The organism is Methylobacterium oryzihabitans (genome assembly GCF_004004555.2).
Classification (GTDB): Bacteria; Pseudomonadota; Alphaproteobacteria; order Rhizobiales; family Beijerinckiaceae; genus Methylobacterium; species Methylobacterium oryzihabitans.
Map to the genome: position 1 here is coordinate 193,282 of NZ_SACP01000002.1, position 18,117 is coordinate 211,398.

Sequence of the window (18,117 nt, forward strand, 5' to 3'; positions counted from 1 at the left end):
GGCTTGAGGGATCGCAACACGTTTCACGTGAAACAATCCTCCGGCCGTCGCGTCATTTGCCGATGCAGAAGCTCGAGAACAGCCGATCGAGAACCTCCTCGACCCCGACCCGACCGGCGACTTCGCCGAGCGCCCGCACGGCGAGTCGAAGGTCTTCCGCGACGAGTTCCGGCGCACTCGCGCCCTGAGAGGCGACCACCCGATCGAGATGGGCGACGCAACGTTCGAGCGCGCGACGCTGGCGTTCGCGGGTGACGAGGGCGTCGCCCGCGCCGAGGCTCGCCTGCGCCCGTTCCTCGATCGCCGCGAGAAGCCGGTCGAGACCGGCGCCGGTGACGGCCGAGATCGCGAGGCCGCCCCCGGCCGCATCGGCGCCGAGGTCGCTCTTGGTCCGCACCCGCAGGCAGGGGAGGGCGGTGTCGTCCGGTGCCGCCGCGGCCTCGCCGGGCGCGGCCAGCCACAGGACGAGGTCGGCCTTGCCGATCCAGGCGCGGCTGCGGGCGACGCCCTCGGCCTCGATCTCATCGTCGCTGTCGCGCAGGCCGGCGGTGTCGACGAGCACGACCGGGAGGCCGCCGAGGTCGCAGCGCACCTCGATCGCGTCGCGGGTGGTGCCGGGCCGGGACGACACGATCGCGGCGTCGCGGCCGGCCAGCGCGTTGAGCAGCGTCGACTTGCCGGCGTTCGGCGCGCCGGCGAGCACGACGACGAATCCGTCGCGCAGCCGCTCGCCGCGGCGGCCGTCGGCCAGCGCGAGGGCGATGGCGTCGCGGATCGCGGCGGCGGCACGCATCGCCCGGTCCGACAGGGCCTCGTCGTCGACGTCCCCCTCGTCGGAGAAGTCGAGGGCCGCTTCCGTCGTGGCGAGCAGGTCGAGGAGCCCGGCGCGCCACGCCTCGACGCGGCGGCCGAGGGCGCCGTCGAGCTGGCGCATCGCCTGCCGGCGCTGGGCCTCGGTCTCGGCGTCGATGAGGTCGGCCAGTCCCTCGACGGCGGTGAGATCCATGCGTCCGTTGAGGAAGGCCCGGCGGGTGAAGGCGCCGGGCTCGGCGGCCGCCATCCCGGGCAGGCCGGCGAGCACGCGCAGCACGGCGGCGCGCACCGCCGGGCTGCCGTGCAGGTGCAGTTCGACCTGATCCTCGCCGGTGAAGGTGGCGGGGCCCGGCATCCAGACGACGAGCGCCCGGTCGAGCGTCTCGCCGCCGGCGGGATCGCGCAGGGTGCGCAGCGACAGCCGGCGCGGCGGGGGAGGGGGGCGGCCGGTGAGCGCGGCGAGGGCCGGGCCGGCGCCGGGGCCGCTGAGGCGCAGGACCGCGACGGCGGCGCGGCCGAAGCCGGAGGCGGGGGCGAAGATCGTGTCGGCCATGGCGTCCCTCCTGCCCGGTCCCGGGCCGGCCGGGAAGCGGGCACAGAAAAGGCCGGCAACCTGCGCTGCCGGCCTCCCTCGTTCACAAAGCCGGGGGCAAGCCCCGCGCCGGTCATACGAAATCCGATTGATTGCTTCGCAATGCGGATTTCGGCTTCGCTCAGGCGCCGCGCGGGCTGTGATACGGCTTTTGAACGAATCGTCCAAAAACCGTATCAGGTGTTCATCGAGTCGAAGAAGTCGCTGTTGCTGCGGGTCTGGCGCAGCTTGTCGAGCAGGAACTCGACCGCATCGGTGACGCCCATCGGGTTGAGGATGCGGCGCAGGACATAGGTCTTCTTGAGCATGTCCGGCGGCACCAGCAGCTCCTCCTTGCGGGTGCCGGAGCGGGTGATGTCGATCGCCGGGAAGGTGCGCTTGTCCGACACCTTGCGGTCGAGGATGATCTCGGAATTGCCGGTGCCCTTGAACTCCTCGAAGATCACCTCGTCCATGCGCGAGCCGGTGTCGATCAGTGCGGTCGCGATGATGGTGAGCGAGCCGCCCTCCTCGATGTTGCGGGCGGCGCCGAAGAAGCGCTTGGGCCGCTGCAGGGCGTTGGCGTCGACGCCGCCGGTCAGCACCTTGCCGGAGGACGGCACGACGGTGTTGTAGGCGCGGCCGAGCCGGGTGATCGAGTCGAGCAGGATGACGACGTCGCGGCCGTGCTCGACGAGGCGCTTGGCCTTCTCGATCACCATCTCGGCGACCTGGACGTGGCGGGTCGCGGGCTCGTCGAAGGTCGAGGCGATCACCTCGCCCTTCACCGAGCGGATCATGTCCGTCACCTCCTCCGGCCGCTCGTCGATGAGCAGCACGATGAGGTAGCATTCCGGATGGTTGAGGGTGATCGACTGGGCGATGTTCTGCATCAGCACCGTCTTGCCGGTGCGCGGCGGCGCCACGATCAGGGCGCGCTGGCCCTTCCCGATCGGCGCCACGATGTCGATGATGCGGGGCGAGAAGTCCTTGCGCTGCGGCTCGCTCAGTTCGAGCTTGAAGCGCTGGGTCGGGAACAGCGGCGTCAGGTTGTCGAAGTGGACCTTGTGCTTGATCTTGTCCGGGTTCTCGAAGTTGATCGTGTTGACCTTGAGCAGCGCGAAGTAGCGCTCGCCGTCCTTCGGGCCCCGGATCGGCCCCTCGACGGTGTCGCCGGTGCGCAGGCCGAAGCGGCGGATCTGCGTCGGCGAGATGTAGATGTCGTCGGGGCCGGGCAGGTAGTTCGACTCGGAGGAGCGCAGGAAGCCGAAGCCGTCCTGCAGCACCTCGACGGTGCCGGCGCCGATGATCTCGACGTCCTTGGCAGCGAGCTGCTTCAGGATCGCGAACATCAGCTCCTGCTTGCGCATGGTCGAGGCGTTCTCGACCTCGACCTCCTCGGCGAAGGCGGTGAGTTCGGTCGGCGTCTTCGACTTCAGGTCCTGGAGCTTCACCTCCCGGATGGCAGGGGCCAGGGTGTCGAGCGGTGCGAGGGTTTCTTCGATCATGGGATATCGGGCGTGAGGGTCGTCGAGGGAGGCGTCATGCCGGGATCACCGCGGCCGGGAGACGGCCGGATGGGGCGGAGGACCGAACGCGCGTCGTCGCCTGATTGTGTCCCGGAAGTCGCTGCGGGTGAGCGGAGAAGCTCGGCGCGACGTGACCTGACTAGGAGGAGGGATGATCGATATGTAGCGGCTTCCGGTCGCCGGCTCAAGTCCCCGGCGATGGATCTTCGGGACTAGTCACGACGGGACGTCTGCCGCGTCCCTCTCCCCGTATGGCAGGTCGCGCCGGCGGGCGCCTTAACCCATGTCGAGCGCGGCCGCGGGCTCAGCGCCGCCGCAGCCGCACGTAGAGCGCGCCGCTGCCGCCGTGATGGAGCGACGCCTCCTCGAAGCCGAGCACGAGGGCGCGCATCTCCGGCAGGCGCAACCAATGGGGGACGCTGCGGCGCAGGACGCCGCGCTCGCGGTCGATGTCGCCGCCGGCCCCGCCCTTGCCGGTGACGACGAGCACGACCGTGTGCCCGGCCCCGCGCGAGCGGTTCAGGAAGCCGATCAGGGCGCCGTGCGCCTCGGCCTGGCGCATGCCGTGCAGGTCGATGACCGCGTCGACGCTGCGCGAGCCGCGCTTGAGGCCGGTGCGGACCCGGCGTTCGAGCGGCGCCAGCGGCGGCAGGGCCGGCGGGGGAGGGGAGGGCCGCAGCGCCGCGGGCGCGGCCCAAGGCGGGCGCGGCAGGGGCGCGGGCGGCGGGGGCGGCGCCTTCGCGACCGGTGCCGGCTCGGGGGCCGGGCGGGGTCGTGCGAGCGTCGGAGCGGGCGCCTCGGGCCGGCGCAGGGGCTTGATGAGCCGGGCGATCTCGGCCCAGAGGCTGCGCTCCTCGGCGCTGAGCTGGCGCGGGCGGCGGGGCGGGCGCATCAGCGCACGGCGCCCGCTTGCGGCAGCGGCAGCAGCACGACGAAGCCGGCCGGGTCGCGCAGCAGGCCCCCGACGATGCCGGCCTCGGTGCCGGTGCCGAGATAGAGGTCGCCCCGGGCTGGCCCGGTGATGGCCGACCCGGTATCCTGGGCGATCACCAGTCGGGCGAGGGGGACGCTGCCGCCGTCCGGCGTCGGCAGGCGCCCGGAGAGCCAGAACGGCAGGCCGTAGCGCCACAGCCCGGCATCGACCGCGAGGCTGCGCCCGGGGATCAGCGGCGTGCCGCCGCCGCCGGTCGGCCCGGTGGCGGCGCCATCGGCCGCGGGCAGGTCTTCGAGGCGGAAGAAGATGTAGGAGGCGTTGCGGCGGATCAGCCGCCGGGCGGTGTCGGGATGGGCGCGCAGCCAGGAGGTCCAGCGGTCGAGGGTCAGCCCCTCCAGCGGGAGGTGGCCCTCGGCGACGATCAGGCGGGCGACCGAGGTGTAGGGCCGGCCGTTGCGGCCGTCATAGGCGAGGCGCAGCACCCGGCCGTCGGGCAGGCGGACCCGGCCCGAGCCCTGGACCTGGAGCACCAGCAGGTCGACCGCGTCGCGCAGGTAGAGCAGCGGCCGGGCCAGCGGCCCGAGCGCCCCGTCCTCGATCGCCCCCCGGTCGGGATAGGGCACCACCCGCTCCCCGTCCCGGCGGCCGGCGCGCAGGCCGGGTTCGAGGCCCGGAAGCGTCTCGCCGGGCTCCGGCACGATCAGGTCGTCGGGCCGGGCGAGCGCCGGCACGGAAAACTCGGGCGACGGCTCCAGGGAGGCCCGGAGTTCGGGCTCGAAATAGCCGGTGAGGAAGCCAGCCTGCCGCTCCGCCGCCGCGGCCCGGGCCGGGCGGGTCACGCGGTAGGGGGCGAAGCGGGCGGTGAAGAAGGCGTGGGCGTCCGGGGTGTCGGCGGCGGCGGCGCAGGCGGCGGCGAGATCCTGGGACGGGGCGTCGGGGGCGGCTTCCGCCGGCACCGGCCGGGCGGGCTGCGCGCAGGACAGCCGGAAGGCCGCGAGCGCCGCGGCGAGGTCGTCCCCGGCGAAGCCGGGCAGGTCGGCGAAGGCGACCGGCTCCAGCACCGCCTCGCCGACCCGCAGGGGCGCGCCGAGCGCTGCCCCGGCGCCGAGCGCCGGCCCGGCGACGAGCAGGGCCAGCGCTCCAGCGAGTGTCCGGCGGTGGCCCGCAAGGCGTCGCGAACGCCGGCGCCCGAGGCCGAGCCAGGAACAAGGGCGATCGCTCCGGAGCGATGGCCCTCGGGCGGCGAGGCGTGCCGGCGCGGGGAGGAGACCGGGGGCCGGCACGGCGGACGGGGAGCTACTGGCCGGCTTCGGTCGCGACGAGCTGCCAGTTCGGATCGCGGCTGCCGAGGGTCCGGGCGAAGGTCCACACGTCGGTCACGTCTACCACCGCCTCGGGGCTGCCGTCGACCACCGCGCCCTGGGCGTTGCGGGTCGCGGTGATGAGCTTCGAGAGGTAGCGCACGGTGATCTGGGCGACGCGGTTGCGCACGTCGACGCCGACGATCTCGGCCTTGTCGATCGACACGAAGGTGGTCTCGACGGTCTGGCCGGCGCGCTCGCGGGTCTGGATCGCCCGCTCAAAACCGTCCGCGACCTCGCGCGAGAGCAGCGTCTTCAGGGTCTTGCGGTCGCCCTTGGCGAAGGCGGTGACGATGGTCTCGTAGGCGAGCTTGGCGCCGTCGGCGAAGGCGCGGGGGTCGAAGCCGGGCTCCTGCTGGAAGATCGCGTCGAGGCCGCGGGCGGCGGCGGAGTTCGGCTCGACCACGCCCTTCCAGTTGCGCGGCACCGTCGCGACCGGGGCGGCGCCGGCGCGCTCGGGCCCGGCGCCGGGCAGGCGCACGACGTTGTCGCCGTCCCGCGGGGCCGCCGGGGGCTCCTCGCGGCGGCGCATCAGCGGGTTGAACGGGGGCCGCTCGCTGCCGGTCTTCTGCCCGAGCACCGAGCGCAGCTTCCAGATCACGAAGACCGCGAGCCCGAGGAAGATGAGGGTCGTGAGGTCGAAGGAGTCCTGCATCATCGATCCGTTGGTGGCGGTCGCTCGCGAACCGCCCGGGCCCCGCGCCGCCGGGATGGCGGCTTTGACATCGGCACGGGTGGAAGACAAGCCGAGGGCCGGCCTGCGACTCCGGCAACCCCTGTCATATGGGGTGCTCCGGCGGCCGTATCCAGCCGACGCCGGGCCGCATCTGCGGGCGGTCCGGACGATCGCGCAAGGGAACGTGCAGGGGAAACCGGGACCGGCGGGATGATCGGCGCCTCAGCTTGTTCGCGTGGGGCGGGCATGATAGCGCCTTCGCCGCCCGCGCGCGCGCCGCATTTCGCGCCAGCCCGCGGGGCCCGAACCACTCGACCGTCTTCTGCCAGTCTTCTCGAAGGAACCTCCACCATGGCCGATTCCCCTGTGCCGAACGGCAACGGTGGCGCCGCCGCGCAGCCCGACGACCTCACGCCCTCCCTCAACGCGCTGGCCCAGTACGCCAAGGATCTCTCCTTCGAGAACCCGAACGCGCCGCGCTCGCTGCAGCCGCAGCAGGGCCAGGGCCCGCAGATCAACATCCAGGTCAACGTCAACGCCAAGCAGCTCGCCGAGGTGGACTTCGAGGTCGACCTGCGCCTCGAGGGCGATGCGAAGATCGGCGCCGAGGTGCTGTTCGCGTTCGAGCTGACCTATTCGGGCATCTTCCGCCTGCGCAACATCCCGCAGGACCAGATCCACCCGGCGGTGATGATCGAGTGCCCGCGGCTGCTGTTCCCGTTCGCCCGCCAGATCATCGCCGACGCGGTGCGCAACGGCGGCTTCCCGCCGCTCTACATCGATCCGATCGACTTCGTCGGCCTCTACCGCCAGAAGGCGGCCGAGGCGCAGGCCGCCGGCGGGCCGCTGTCCTGAGATCCGTGACTGCCGGACCCCCGGCAGTCACGACCCGCCTCAGTCCGGGCCGGTCTCGCCGAGATACTCGTGCCAGATCGCGCCCGCGCCGAGGCCGGCCACGAAGGCGGCATGGGCCGCGCGCTCGGCGTCGTCGATGCGCGCGCGCGGGGCCGGACGCGGTCCGCGCCGCGCCGCGCCGGTCCGTTCCGTCCCGCGCCGCAGGTCGGCCCCGCTCTCCATCGCGAGGCCGAGGCTGGTCTGCTTGCCGCCGAGCAGCTCGATATAGACCTCGGCGAGGATCTGCGCGTCGAGGAGCGCGCCGTGCTTGGTGCGGCGGGAATTGTCGATGCCGTAGCGCGAGCACAGGGCGTCGAGGTTGTTGGCGGCGCCCGGGTGCCGGCGCCGGGCCAGGGCCAGGGTGTCGACCACCGCCGCGAGGTCGATCGGCGGCGGTCCGGTCTCGCCGAGCCGGGCGTATTCCGCGTTGAGGAAGCCGACGTCGAAGGCGGCGTTGTGGATCACCAGGGTGGCGTCGCCGCAGAAGTCCCGCCACTCGGCCGCGATCGCGGAGAAGACCGGCTTGTCGGCCAGGAAGGCGTCGGAGAGGCCGTGGACCGCGAAGGCGCCCTGCGACACCGGCCGCTGCGGGTTGACGTAGCGGTGGAACTCGACCCCGGTCGGAATGTGGTTGAGGAGTTCGATGCCGCCGATCTCGATCAGCCGGTCCGTCTTGGCATCGGTGCCTGTGGTCTCGGTGTCGAGGACGATCTCGCGCAGCACGCCTGACACTCCATGTTCGGCCGGGCCCGCGGGCCGGGGCCGGGCCGGTTGTAGCGCCCGAGGGTTAACCGGCCCCCGGCATCGACGCCAGCCCCGGGGCTACGCGCTCCAAGGCGACTCGCTCCAAGGCTACTTGCGCCAGATGCCGACCTTCTCGGTGCGGGCGCGGCGCTCCGCCTCCATGAGGTCGGGCGTCGCGTCGGCGCTGGCGCGGCCGCCGCCGTTGTAGAGCACGACCTCCGACAGGTCGTGCCCGTCGACGGCGCACTGGTAGCTGTCGCCGGCCGCCGGCTGGCAGTTCACCGGCCGGCCGGCGAGGTAGCCGGTGAGGTCCTGGGCCTGACCGCCCTTCGCCCACTCGACGCCGAACAGGCGCACGACCCGGCCGCCGAGCTTCAGGGTCGCGGTGTCGACGACCTCGGCGACGCCGGCCAGCGCCCGCGGCGGCGGCGGCGGCGCGGGCGGAGCCGCCTCGGGGGCGACGGCGCCGGTCGCCGGCGGGTCGCGCCGGGGCGCCGGATCGGGGGCGGGAGGCGCCTCCGGAGCCGGCCGGGTGACGAGATACACCGCGGCGAGCCCGGCGAGGATTCCCGCCGCGTAGAGCGGCCGGCGGCCGAGGCGGCGCGAGGCGACCCGCTGCGGCCGGGCGAGACCCGGCTTCAGCCCGGGCCCGGGCTCCGCCCGGGGCGGCGGGACCGGAGCGGGGGCCGCCGGCGCCGGCGGGGCGGCGACCGGAGGGGCGGCGGGGGCCTCGGCGGCGGTCTCGGCCGGAACCTCGGCCGGTGCCGGCGGGCGCGGCGCGGCGGGGGGCTCGGCCCGGAACATCCCGGGATGCTGCCGGCGCAGCTCGCCCACCAGGTCCGCCAATGTGACGGGGCCGCCATCCTCGCCGTGGCGGCGCGGCCGGCCCTCGCGGTCGACGACGCGGTAGCCCGGCGCCTCCTCGCTCGGGCGGGCCGAGGCTTCCACCAGCAATTCGAGCGTGCGCCGGGCGCCCTCGACGGGACGCTGCCGGTCGATCTCGGCCCGGATCAGGGCCCTCATCTGGTCACGCGCGCTCATGCGGGTCTGGATCCTGGCCGTCGCACCGGCAGGCGGGGGTTGCCGAGGGCATCAGGGGAAGGAACTGCGACGATCGTGGGGCGGATCACGGCTGCAGCGGGGATCCGCCGGCGAGCCGCTCGCGGTGCATGACCCAACTATTCTCCGACACGATCACCGGGCGCTCGCCGACGAAACGGACCGCCAGCTCGACCGCCACCGTGCCCTGCGAGCGGGTGCCGCGGCCCGGGCTCGCCGCCGAGAAGTCGACCGTGCTCTGGACCCGGCACAGGCCGAGCTCGGCGTTGCAGGCGGTGCGCACCGAATCCGGCCGCAGACGGTAGCGGCGCTCGGGCCAGCGCGCCACGAAGCGCCGCTTCTCGGCCAGCAGCGCGCCCATGCTCATCGGCCGGCCGTGGAACACCACGCTGTCGCCGTAGAAGCGCGGCGCGTCCCCGAGGGTGGCGCCGTTGGACTCTGAGATCGATGCGAAGTAGTCGCGGTTCAGGGTCTGGGCCGCGGCGGCGAGCGCCCGCATCGATCCGTCGGGTGCGGCGCGCACCGTCATCGGCAGCGGGACCGGGACCGGCGCCGGGCGCGGGCCCTCGACCGCGCGCCGCGCCTCGCGCCGCTGGGGCTCGAAGGCGAGGCGCTCGCCGTGCCGGGGCGCGCGGGGCTGGGGCGTCGCGGCCTCCCGGGTGGCGTCGGCCTTCGGCGCCTCGGCCTGGACCGGCTCCGGCCGGGGCTTCGCCGGGTCGGCCCTGAGCGCCTCGGCCTTGGGCGCCTCCGCCTTGGGCGTGTCGACCTTGGGCGTGTCGACCTTCGCGGTCTCGCCGGCCCGCGGAGGGTCGACCCAGCCGTTGCCGCCCTGCGCCGCCGCGGCGCCGGGCAGGAGGGCCGTCGTCACGAGGAGCGAGGCGAGCATCACGGTCGGGCGGAGGCGGCGAGGCATGGCGGCACCGGAAAAGGCGGGACTGCACCATAGAACGTTCCCGGCTACCTTGACGGTTCCATCTGCCAACGTGCTTGAGGATTGGTTCCGCACCGGCCGGGGCCGTTGACCGTGACGGCCGGGCCCGAAACGCGGCCACGGGGCTTGCCAGGAAGCGTGGCCACGGGCCTTGCCATTGCGTCAGGGCATCCCACCTCTGGGACAACCCGGGTCCGGGCCCCTCTGGCGGTCGAGGCGTCGGCCGTGATGTCGGACCCCTTCCCCGCCTTTGTGCTGACGCGGCACGATCGCACGGGAGGGCCCCGCGCCTTGACCGGCTCGACCACCCCCGCATCGCCCGGCGCGGCGCGCCGCGCCCTGCTCATCGTCAACCCGAAGGCCCGCAACGGCGGGCTCGACCTCGCCGGCATCAGGGAGGCGCTGGGCCGCGGCGGCATCGCCACCGTCGAGCCGCCGGAGAAGGCCGATTGCGCCGACCTGATCCGCGCCGCCTCCGACGTCGATCTCGTGGTGCTCGGCGGCGGCGACGGGACCCTGAACGCGGCGGCGCAGGCCCTGGCCGAGCGCAAGCTGCCGTTCGGCATCCTGCCGCTCGGCACCGCCAACGACCTCGCCCGCAGCCTCGGCCTCCCCCTCGACCCGGTCGCGGCCGCCGAGGTGATCGCGACCGAGCCGGCCCGGCCGATCGATCTCGGCTGCGTCAACGGGCACTACTTCTTCAACGTCGCCAGCGTCGGCTTCTCGGCCGACCTCGCCGGCGAGCTGACCGCCGACCTCAAGCGCCAGTGGGGCACGGTCGGCTACGCCATGGCGGCGGTGCGGCTGCTGCGCCGCTCGCGGCCCTTCACCGTCTACATCGAGCACGACGGAGAGATCGAGACGGTCCGCACCATCCAGGTCTCGGTCGGCAACGGCCGGCACTACGGCGGCGGCATGACGGTGGAGGAGAACGCCACCGTCGACGACGGCCTGCTCAACTTCTACAGCCTGGAGGTCGCGCATTGGTGGCGGCTGGTGGCGCTGCTGCCGGCCCTGCGCCGGGGCACCCAGGGGCAGGCCGCGGACGTGCGCGCGTTCAAGACCACCGAGGTCGTGCTGCGCACGAAGAAGCCGCGCCCGGTCAACACCGACGGCGAGCTGACCACCTACACCCCGGCCCACGTCAAGGTGGTGCCCCAGGCGGTGCGGGTGCACGCGCCCGAGCCGGTGGTCCGCGGCCGCCACGCGCTGCTGCCCTGAGCAGGTTTCGCAAAAGCGGCTGCCGCTTTTTGCGAGAAAAACCTGCGACACGACAATGAACTCAGCGGACGAAGGGTTGGCCCGCCAACGCAAGTCTGCTTAGAGCCGACCGTCTCCACACACTCACGCACACGAGAGGAAGACCGCGTGGACAACGTCATGCAGCTCGCCGCCGACCCGGCGGCCTGGGTCGCGCTCGCGACCCTGGTGGTGATGGAGGTCGTGCTCGGGATCGACAACCTGATCTTCATCTCGATCCTGACCAACAAGCTGCCCGAGCACCAGCAGGCCCGGGCCCGGCGCATCGGCATCGGCCTCGCGCTGGGGCTGCGGCTCGCCCTGCTCGGGACGGTCGCGTACATCGTCCACCTCACCGAGCCGGTGGTGACGCTGCTCGGCAAGAGTTTTTCCTGGCGCGACATCATCCTGATCGCCGGCGGCCTGTTCCTGCTGTGGAAGGCGACGAAGGAGATCCATCACAGCGTCGATCCGGGCGCCCACGCGGACGACGCCCCCAAGGGGCCGGGGATCGGCTTTTCCGCCGCGATCGCCCAGATCCTGCTCCTCGACCTCGTGTTCTCGATCGACAGCATCATCACGGCGGTCGGCATGACCGATCACGTCGAGATCATGGTCGTGGCGGTCGTCGCCGCCGTCACGGTGATGCTGCTCGCCGCCGACCCGCTGTCGCGCTTCATCGCCGCCAACCCGACCGTGGTGATGCTGGCGCTCGGCTTCCTCATCATGATCGGCATGACGCTGATCGCCGAGGGCTTCGGGGCGCACGTGCCGAAGGGCTACGTCTACACCGCGATGGCGTTCTCGGCTGGCGTCGAGGTGCTGAACATCTTCGGCCGCCGCGCCCGTCAGGCCCGGCGACGCAGCGCCGGCGGCTGAGGCGCGGACCCGGGTGCCGGACGATCCGGCACCCGTTTCTCAGGCCTGTCACAGGCGGGTGCTCTAACGGCGGAGGCTTTGCCTTCCGCCGGACCCCGCACCCATGACCGACATCACCGACCGCTCCTTCGCCGCCACCGTCGAGGCGGTCCGCCGCGACATCGCCGACAGCTACGACGAGGAGATCGAGCTCGAACTGGAGGACGAGCGCCTCGCGCAGCTCGGTTTCGCCTCCGGCGACGGCCTCGACCGCCGGGTCTACTTCCGCGAATTGCTGCGGCTCCAGCACGAGCTGGTGCGGCTCCAGGACTGGGTCCAGCACAACCGGCTGCGGGTCGTCGTGCTGTTCGAGGGCCGCGATTCGGCCGGCAAGGGCGGGGTCATCAAGCGCATCACCCAGCGGCTCAACCCGCGCGTCTGCCGCGTCGCCGCCCTGCCGGCGCCGAGCGAGCGCGAGCGCACGCAATGGTACTTCCAGCGCTACGTCGCCCATCTGCCGGCCGGCGGCGAGATCGTGCTGTTCGACCGCTCCTGGTACAACCGTGCCGGGGTCGAGCGGGTGATGGGCTTCTGCACCGAGACCGAGGTGGAGGAGTTCTTCCGCTCGGTGCCCGAGTTCGAGCGCATGCTGGTGCGCTCCGGCATCGTGCTGCTGAAATACTGGTTCTCGATCACCGACGAGGAGCAGGAGATGCGCTTCCAGATGCGCATCCACGACCCGCTCAAGCAGTGGAAGCTCTCGCCGATGGACGTCGAGTCGCGCCGGCGCTGGGAGGACTACACTCGGGCCAAGGAACAGATGCTCGCCCGCACCCACATCCCCGAGGCGCCGTGGTGGGTGGTCGAGGCGGTGGACAAGAAGAGGGCGCGCCTCAACTGCATCGCTCACCTGCTCGGGCAGATCCCCTACGGCGACGTCGAGCACCCGGCCGTCCACCTGCCCGACCGCGTGCGCCACCCGGACTACGTGCGCGCGCCGGTGGCGCCCGAGATGCTCGTGCCGGCGCGGTATTGAGGGCCGGTGTCGAGCGACTGATTCGACGTCGGAATATCGGGTGCATCCCCCCTCTCCCCGAGTGAGCCGGGGGATCGAAGATCCCGCGTGAGGGTGGAGACGGTACAGAATGGAGCACCAGCCGTTGAGCTGCGCAGCTCGACGCTGGATGCATTGTCCTGAACCCGAGCCACCCTCACCCCAACCCCTCTCCCACCCGGGAGAGGGGCGCGGCGCCCGATCGAAGACCAGCAGCGCCTGCAACGGGCGCCAATAAACCCCGCCAGGTGACACGCGCCACGGACAGTCACGCCGCCGACGAACCGCCCCGGCCCGCCGTCACCCGACTGTTACACGCCGTCACTACCAGCGCGGCGCATCGGAGCACGCGATGCGCATCATTCAGATCAGCGACACCCACCTTTCGCGGGAGCACGACGACTTTTCCGCCAACCTCGCGGTGGTGCGCGCGGAGGTCGCCGCCACCGCGGCCGACCTCGTGATCCACACCGGCGACCTGTCGATGAACGGTGCGGTCGGGCCCGACGATCTCGACGATGCGCTGGCGTGGATGCGAACCCTGCCGCAGCCGGCCCTGTGGCTGCCCGGCAACCACGACGTCGGCGACCTGCCCGACCTGCGCGCCGACCAGCGCCTCGACGACGCGCGCCTCGCCCGCTACCGCGACCGCGCCGGCGACGACCGGTGGATGCGCGACGCCGGCGGCTGGCGGCTGATCGGCCTCGACGCGATGCTGTGCGCCACCGGCCACCCCGACGAGCACCGGCAATACGAGTGGCTGGAAGCGGCGCTCGCCGTCACCGGCCCGGTCGCCCTGTTCCTGCACAAGCCGCTCTTCGTCGACGACCCGAACGAGCCGGCGCGGGGCTACTGGACGATCCCGCCGGCGCCGCGCCGCCGGATCCTCGACCTGCTCGCCCGCGCCGACGTCCGGCTGATCGCCTCGGGCCACCTCCACGTCGCCCGGCACGCCCGCTTCGGCGAGACCGACCACGTGTGGTGCCCGTCGGCCGCCTTCGTGTGCGGGCCGAGCCAGATCGGCGTGCCGGGCGAGCGCCGCATCGGCTACGTCGTGCACGAACTCGCCCCCGACCGGGTCGAGAGCCGGTTCGTGTTCCCGGCCGGTGCCGAGCCGCTGCTGATCGAGCCGCGGCTCGACCGGATCTATCCCGGCCCCTCGGCCGCCGACGACCGGGATGCGGTGGCATGACGGCCGCCGCGATCCACCTCGACGCGGTCAGCAAGGGCTACGGCCCGACCCGGGTCCTCGACGGCATCTCGCTCGCCATCGCCCCGGGCGAGTTCACGGCGCTGATCGGCCCCTCCGGCTGCGGCAAGTCCACCCTGCTGCGCCTGATCGCCGGGCTCGACCGGCCCGACCGCGGCCGGATCCGCATCGGCGAGCGCGACGTGACCACGGTGCGGGCCGCCGACCGCGACGTCGCGATGGTGTTCCAGTCCTACGCCCTCTATCCGCACCTCACCGCCCGGCAGAACATGGCGGTGCCGCTGGTGATGCGCCGCCTCGGCCGGCTCCAGCGCCTACCGGTCGTCGGCCGCTGGTTCGGGGCGGGCCCGCGCCTCGCCGAGGTCGCCCGCGAGATCGAGGCGGCGGCGGCCTCCCTGCGGCTCGGGCCGGTGCTCGACCGGCGCCCGTCGCAGATGTCCGGCGGCCAGCGCCAGCGGGTCGCCCTCGGGCGGGCGATGGTGCGCCATCCCCGCGCCTTCCTGATGGACGAGCCGCTGTCGAATCTCGACATGGCGCTGCGCCACCACATGCGCGGCGAGATCGTCGACCTGCACCGCCGGCTCGGCACCACCACGGTCTACGTCACCCACGACCAGGAGGAGGCGCTGTCGATGGCCGACCGGGTCGCCGTGCTGATGCACGGGCGCCTGCTCCAGGTCGGCCGGCCCGACGCGGTCTACCGCGACCCGGCCCATCTCGACGTCGCGACCTTCGTCGGCGCGCCGCGGATCAACCTCGTGGCCGGCTCCGTCGATGCCGACGGGGTCGCGCGCCGCGGCGGCACCGCGCTGCTCGCCGGCCTCGCCGCCGACGCGCCGGGACCGGTGCAGCTCGCCCTGCGGCCCGAGCACGTCGTCCTGGCGGCCGAGTCCGGACCGGCCTCGCTGCCGGCGCGCGTCGAGCGGCTGGAATTCCAGGGCGCCGAGATCCTTGCCCATCTGCGGGTCCTCGACGGCGACGAGCGGCTGACCGCCCGCCTGCCCGCGGGCCGGCCCGGGATCGAGGCCGGCCGCGACCTCCACGTCTCGGGGCACGACGGCGCGTGGCTCGCCTTCGGCCCCGGCGGCGAGCGCCTGCGCCCGAGCGCGGAGATCCTCAGCGTCGGCGACCGGCAGGCCCTGCGCCATGGCTGACGCCGCCCGCCTCTCCGCCCCTGCCGCGCCACCGGAGGCCGCCGCGGTCCCGGTCGACCGCAGCGAGGAGCGCGCCGCCCTGGTGCTGGCCGGGCCGGCGCTGCTGCTGATGCTGGCGCTCCTCGTGCTGCCGACCGTCGCGGTGCTGGTGCTGTCGCTCACCGACGCCGAACTCGGGGTGCCGGACTGGCACGTCGTCGGCCTCGACGCCTATCGCGACCTGCTCGCCGACCGCGGCTTCCGGACCTCGATCGTCAACACCGCGCTCTACGTCGCCCTGGTGACGCCGGTCTCGGTCGGGCTCGGCCTCGGCCTCGCCCTGCTGATCGAGGCCGACCTGCCCCTGCGCTCGGTGTTTCGCTCGGCCTACTTCCTGCCGGTGGTCTCGCTCACCGTCGCGATGGCGACGGTGTGGCAGTTCCTGCTCAACCCGGTCGGCGGTCCGGTGAACGCGCTGCTGACGGCCCTGGGCCTGGCCGGCCCGAACTGGCTCGGCTCCTCCGACACGGTGCTGGTCGCCCTGGCGCTGATCGGCATCTGGCAGCCTTCGGCTTCAACGTCGTGCTGTTCCTCGCCGGCCTGACCGCGATCAACCGCGAGCTCTACGCCGCCGCCGAGATCGACGGCGGGCGCTCGGCGTTCGACCGGTTCCGTCTCGTCACCTGGCCGATGCTCGGGCCGACCACCCTGTTCGTCGTGACGATCACCATCATCAACGCCGTCAAGGTGTTCGAGCCGGTGGCGGCGCTGACCCAGGGCGGGCCGAACAAGGCGTCCGAGGTGCTGCTGTGGACGATCTACCAGGAGGGCTTCGTCTTCCTGCGCATCGGCCCGGCCTCCGCCATGGCGGTCGCGTTCGTCGCCGTCCTCCTCGTCCTGCTCCTGATCCAGACCCGGGTCATGGACCGCCGGGTGCATTACGGATGATGCCGCCCAGCCCCGCCTTTCGGCTCGCCCGGCTCGCGATCCTCGGCCTCGGCGCCGCGGTCGTGCTGTACCCCTACCTCTGGATGATCTCGGCCTCGCTCAAGCCCCAGACCGAGATCTTCTCCGCCAGCCTGTCGCTGTGGCCGACGCAGTGGTTCGCGGCGGAGAACTACGGCAAGGCGATGACCCGCATCCCGATGCTGCGGGTGCTCGCCAACGGCGCGGGCGTCTGCGCCGCGATCCTGGTGTTCCAGATCGTGTTCGCGCTGCCCTGCGCCTACGCGCTGGCCAAGCTGCGCTTCCGCGGCCGCGAGGTGCTGTTCGCCCTCGTCCTGCTCGGGCTGCTGGTGCCGATCCACGCGATCTCGATCCCGCTCTACGCCGCCGCCCGCGACCTCGCCCTCCTCGACACCTACGCGGTGCTGGTGGTGCCCTTCCTTCTCTCGACTTTCGCGATCTTCCTGTTTCGCCAGTTCATCCGGGCGCTGCCCGACGACCTGATCGCGGCGGCCCGGATGGACGGGCTGTCGGAGAGCGCGATCGTCTGGCGGGTGGTGCTGCCCAACGCCTGGCCCGCCGCCACCGCCTTCGCGGTGTTCTCGGTCGTGGCGCACTGGAACGACCTGTACTGGCCGCTCATCACCGTCTCGCAGACCCGGCTGGCGACGCCGCCGCTCGGCCTGCTGTTCTTCCGGGCCGCCGAGGCCGGCGACGATTACGGGGCGCTGATGGCCGCGACCGTGATCGTCACGCTCCCCCTCGTCGCCCTGTTCCTGATGGCCCAGCGCCGGTTCATCGACGGCATGACGATGACCGGCGTGAAGGGCTGATGCCCGCCTCCCCCTCCCCCGCAACAGGATGGAATCGTCATGCGCCGCTGGTTGGCCGCCCTCGCGACAGGGCTGATGCTCGCCGCCGCCCCGGCCCGGGCCGAGCAGACCGAGATCGTCGTCCACTACCCGATGCCCGGCTTCTTCAAGTCGGTCATGGACACGATCTCGGCCGAGTACATGCGCCGCAAGCCGGAGGTGAGGATCACTTTCGCGGCGCCCTCGCCGACCTACGAGGAGGGGCTGCAACTGATGCTGCGGCAGGCGAACTCGCCGCAGATGCCCGACGTGTCATTCGTCGGCCTCAACCGCCTGCGGGTGCTGGCCGAGCGCAAGGTCGGCGAGGATCTCGCGCCCCTCGTCGCCAAGGATGCGGGCCTGACGCAGGAGGGCTTTTCCGACCACCTGCTGTCGCTCGCCCGCATCGGCGACCGTCAGGTCGGGCTCGCCTTCGCGACCTCCAACCCGATCTTCTACTACAACGCCGACCTCGTGCGGAAAGCCGGCGGCGACCCGGACGCCATGCCGACCGACTGGGACGGAATCATCGCGCTCGCGGCGAAGATCCAGGCGCTCGGCGACGGCACCGTCGGCATGGGCTACCGCTGGATGCTCGACGACTGGATGTTCTCGGCGCTGCTGTTCGGCGACGGCGGCCGGATGATGGCCCCGGACGAGAGCCGGGTCTCGTTCGACGGCCCCGAGGGTCTGGCGGCCCTGCGCCTGCTCGACCGGATGGTGAAGGAGGGCCGGATGCCGGCACTCACCGGCGACGCGATGGTGCAGACCTTCCAGGCCGGCCGGATGGGCCTGTTCTTCTGGACCACCGGCGCCCTGCGCTCGATCCTCAACGGCGTCGGCGACAAGTTCGAGCTGCGCACCGCGACGCTGCCGCTGCTGAATCCGGACAAGGGCCGGCTGCCGACCGGCGGCAACGCCGCGGTGATGTTCACCAGGGACCCGGCCAAGCAGGCGGCGGTCTACGACTTCATCAAGTTCGCCGCCGGCCCGTTCGGCCAGACCGTCGTGGTGCCGGGCACCGGCTACGTGCCGACCAACGACCTGGCGCCGAAGGACGAGCGCTACCTCAAGGGCTTCTACGAGAAGAACCCGACCTACCGCGCCGGCCTGTCGCAGATGGACCGCATGGTGCCGTGGTACGCCTTCCCGGGCACCAACGGCGTCAAGATCACCCAGACCATCGTCGACACCCTGTCGCGGGTCGCCGAGCAGAAGGCGACGCCCGAGCAGGCGCTCAAGGACATGAGCGCCGAGGTGACGAAGCTGCTGCCGCGGCGGTGAGCGGAGGCGGCGGCCCGGACGGACGGGCCGC

16 protein-coding genes and 2 pseudogenes are annotated in these 18,117 nt (G+C 72.8%); 10 read left to right on the forward strand and 8 right to left on the reverse strand.

From position 1 onward, the window contains the following. Positions 1 to 52 precede the first annotated feature (52 nt). The 5 genes from mnmE to EOE48_RS03455 all read right to left on the reverse strand — a co-directional run bounded on the left by mnmE (position 53) and on the right by EOE48_RS03455 (position 5,863). Entirely contained in the window at positions 53 to 1,366 is a 1,314-nt protein-coding gene (gene mnmE, locus EOE48_RS03435) for a tRNA uridine-5-carboxymethylaminomethyl(34) synthesis GTPase MnmE (RefSeq protein ID WP_127727381.1), read from the reverse strand. 215 nt (positions 1,367 to 1,581) lie between these two features. Beyond that, a complete protein-coding gene (rho, locus tag EOE48_RS03440; RefSeq protein ID WP_127727382.1) occupies positions 1,582 to 2,892 on the reverse strand; it encodes a transcription termination factor Rho in 1,311 nt (436 codons plus the stop codon). Positions 2,893 to 3,217: 325 nt separating this feature from the next. After that, positions 3,218 to 3,805: a Smr/MutS family protein gene (locus tag EOE48_RS03445; RefSeq protein ID WP_127727383.1), complete on the reverse strand. Its 588-nt coding sequence runs from the start codon at positions 3,803 to 3,805 to the stop codon at positions 3,218 to 3,220. After that, positions 3,805 to 4,983 carry a murein transglycosylase A gene (gene mltA / locus EOE48_RS03450; protein WP_127727484.1) on the reverse strand — a complete coding sequence of 393 codons (1,179 nt, stop codon included), beginning with the start codon at positions 4,981 to 4,983 and terminating at the stop codon, positions 3,805 to 3,807. Before mltA ends, EOE48_RS03445 begins: the two co-directional genes overlap by 1 nt. A 160-nt stretch (positions 4,984 to 5,143) precedes the next feature. Continuing rightward, a complete protein-coding gene (locus EOE48_RS03455) occupies positions 5,144 to 5,863 on the reverse strand; it encodes a Tim44/TimA family putative adaptor protein (RefSeq protein ID WP_187371308.1) in 720 nt (239 codons plus the stop codon). Positions 5,864 to 6,235: 372 nt separating this feature from the next. Between EOE48_RS03455 and secB the strand changes: the two genes are divergently transcribed. Beyond that, the gene (secB, locus tag EOE48_RS03460) at positions 6,236 to 6,739 is read left to right on the forward strand and encodes a protein-export chaperone SecB (protein ID WP_127727385.1); all 504 of its coding nucleotides are present in this window, start codon (positions 6,236 to 6,238) and stop codon (positions 6,737 to 6,739) included. A gap of 39 nt (positions 6,740 to 6,778) precedes the next feature. On the opposite strand, the gene dnaQ is transcribed toward secB, so the two are convergent. The 3 genes from dnaQ to EOE48_RS03475 all read right to left on the reverse strand — a co-directional run bounded on the left by dnaQ (position 6,779) and on the right by EOE48_RS03475 (position 9,494). Beyond that, positions 6,779 to 7,501: a DNA polymerase III subunit epsilon gene (gene dnaQ / locus EOE48_RS03465; protein WP_127727386.1), complete on the reverse strand. Its 723-nt coding sequence runs from the start codon at positions 7,499 to 7,501 to the stop codon at positions 6,779 to 6,781. Positions 7,502 to 7,630: 129 nt separating this feature from the next. Beyond that, on the reverse strand, positions 7,631 to 8,563 hold the full coding sequence (locus EOE48_RS03470) for a thermonuclease family protein (protein ID WP_127727387.1): 933 nt from the start codon (positions 8,561 to 8,563) through the stop codon (positions 7,631 to 7,633). Between the two features lie 85 nt (positions 8,564 to 8,648). Further along, the gene (locus EOE48_RS03475; RefSeq protein ID WP_127727388.1) at positions 8,649 to 9,494 is read right to left on the reverse strand and encodes a hypothetical protein; all 846 of its coding nucleotides are present in this window, start codon (positions 9,492 to 9,494) and stop codon (positions 8,649 to 8,651) included. A gap of 309 nt (positions 9,495 to 9,803) precedes the next feature. Here EOE48_RS03475 and EOE48_RS03480 point away from each other — a divergent pair, with 309 nt between their 5' ends. The 9 genes and pseudogenes from EOE48_RS03480 (at position 9,804) to EOE48_RS03515 (ending at position 18,086) form a co-directional block, all read left to right on the forward strand. Next, complete coding sequence (locus EOE48_RS03480; RefSeq protein WP_246153929.1) at positions 9,804 to 10,733, forward strand: lipid kinase; 930 nt, start codon at positions 9,804 to 9,806, stop codon at positions 10,731 to 10,733. A gap of 147 nt (positions 10,734 to 10,880) precedes the next feature. Continuing rightward, positions 10,881 to 11,630, forward strand: coding sequence for a TerC family protein (locus EOE48_RS03485; protein WP_127727390.1), 750 nt, complete (start codon positions 10,881 to 10,883; stop codon positions 11,628 to 11,630). Between the two features lie 103 nt (positions 11,631 to 11,733). Further along, positions 11,734 to 12,645, forward strand: a complete 912-nt coding sequence (gene ppk2, locus EOE48_RS03490) for a polyphosphate kinase 2 (protein WP_127727391.1) — start codon at positions 11,734 to 11,736, stop codon at positions 12,643 to 12,645. Between the two features lie 370 nt (positions 12,646 to 13,015). Continuing rightward, the gene (locus EOE48_RS03495) at positions 13,016 to 13,855 is read left to right on the forward strand and encodes a metallophosphoesterase family protein (protein WP_127727392.1); all 840 of its coding nucleotides are present in this window, start codon (positions 13,016 to 13,018) and stop codon (positions 13,853 to 13,855) included. Continuing rightward, positions 13,852 to 14,379, forward strand: a pseudogene (locus EOE48_RS30445) (ABC transporter ATP-binding protein); the annotation flags it as partial. The gene EOE48_RS03495 and the pseudogene EOE48_RS30445, both read left to right, overlap by 4 nt. Before the next feature lie 150 nt (positions 14,380 to 14,529). After that, entirely contained in the window at positions 14,530 to 15,027 is a 498-nt protein-coding gene (locus EOE48_RS30450) for a TOBE domain-containing protein (RefSeq protein WP_425463618.1), read from the forward strand. Beyond that, a pseudogene (locus EOE48_RS03505) lies at positions 15,020 to 15,954 on the forward strand (carbohydrate ABC transporter permease). Before EOE48_RS30450 ends, EOE48_RS03505 begins: the two are co-directional and overlap by 8 nt. Beyond that, entirely contained in the window at positions 15,954 to 16,784 is an 831-nt protein-coding gene (locus EOE48_RS03510; RefSeq protein ID WP_425463619.1) for a carbohydrate ABC transporter permease, read from the forward strand. The pseudogene EOE48_RS03505 and the gene EOE48_RS03510 overlap by 1 nt, the downstream one beginning before the upstream one ends. A 39-nt stretch (positions 16,785 to 16,823) precedes the next feature. After that, positions 16,824 to 18,086 (forward strand): ABC transporter substrate-binding protein, encoded by a 1,263-nt coding sequence (locus EOE48_RS03515; RefSeq protein WP_127727395.1) that lies wholly within the window; start codon positions 16,824 to 16,826, stop codon positions 18,084 to 18,086. Positions 18,087 to 18,117: the final 31 nt, after the last annotated feature.

What these genes read in the sequence shown, in the direction of transcription:
- mnmE (WP_127727381.1), bottom strand. Translation starts at nt 1,366, where the DNA reads ATGGCCGACACGATCTTCGCCCCCGCCTCCGGCTTCGGCCGCGCCGCC.
- rho (WP_127727382.1), bottom strand. Translation starts at nt 2,892, where the DNA reads ATGATCGAAGAAACCCTCGCACCGCTCGACACCCTGGCCCCTGCCATC.
- EOE48_RS03445 (WP_127727383.1), bottom strand. Translation starts at nt 3,805, where the DNA reads ATGCGCCCGCCCCGCCGCCCGCGCCAGCTCAGCGCCGAGGAGCGCAGC.
- EOE48_RS03455 (WP_187371308.1), bottom strand. Translation starts at nt 5,863, where the DNA reads ATGCAGGACTCCTTCGACCTCACGACCCTCATCTTCCTCGGGCTCGCG.
- secB (WP_127727385.1), top strand. Translation starts at nt 6,236, where the DNA reads ATGGCCGATTCCCCTGTGCCGAACGGCAACGGTGGCGCCGCCGCGCAG.
- EOE48_RS03470 (WP_127727387.1), bottom strand. Translation starts at nt 8,563, where the DNA reads ATGAGCGCGCGTGACCAGATGAGGGCCCTGATCCGGGCCGAGATCGAC.
- EOE48_RS03475 (WP_127727388.1), bottom strand. Translation starts at nt 9,494, where the DNA reads ATGCCTCGCCGCCTCCGCCCGACCGTGATGCTCGCCTCGCTCCTCGTG.
- ppk2 (WP_127727391.1), top strand. Translation starts at nt 11,734, where the DNA reads ATGACCGACATCACCGACCGCTCCTTCGCCGCCACCGTCGAGGCGGTC.
- EOE48_RS03495 (WP_127727392.1), top strand. Translation starts at nt 13,016, where the DNA reads ATGCGCATCATTCAGATCAGCGACACCCACCTTTCGCGGGAGCACGAC.
- EOE48_RS30450 (WP_425463618.1), top strand. Translation starts at nt 14,530, where the DNA reads ATGCACGGGCGCCTGCTCCAGGTCGGCCGGCCCGACGCGGTCTACCGC.
- EOE48_RS03510 (WP_425463619.1), top strand. Translation starts at nt 15,954, where the DNA reads ATGCCGCCCAGCCCCGCCTTTCGGCTCGCCCGGCTCGCGATCCTCGGC.
- EOE48_RS03515 (WP_127727395.1), top strand. Translation starts at nt 16,824, where the DNA reads ATGCGCCGCTGGTTGGCCGCCCTCGCGACAGGGCTGATGCTCGCCGCC.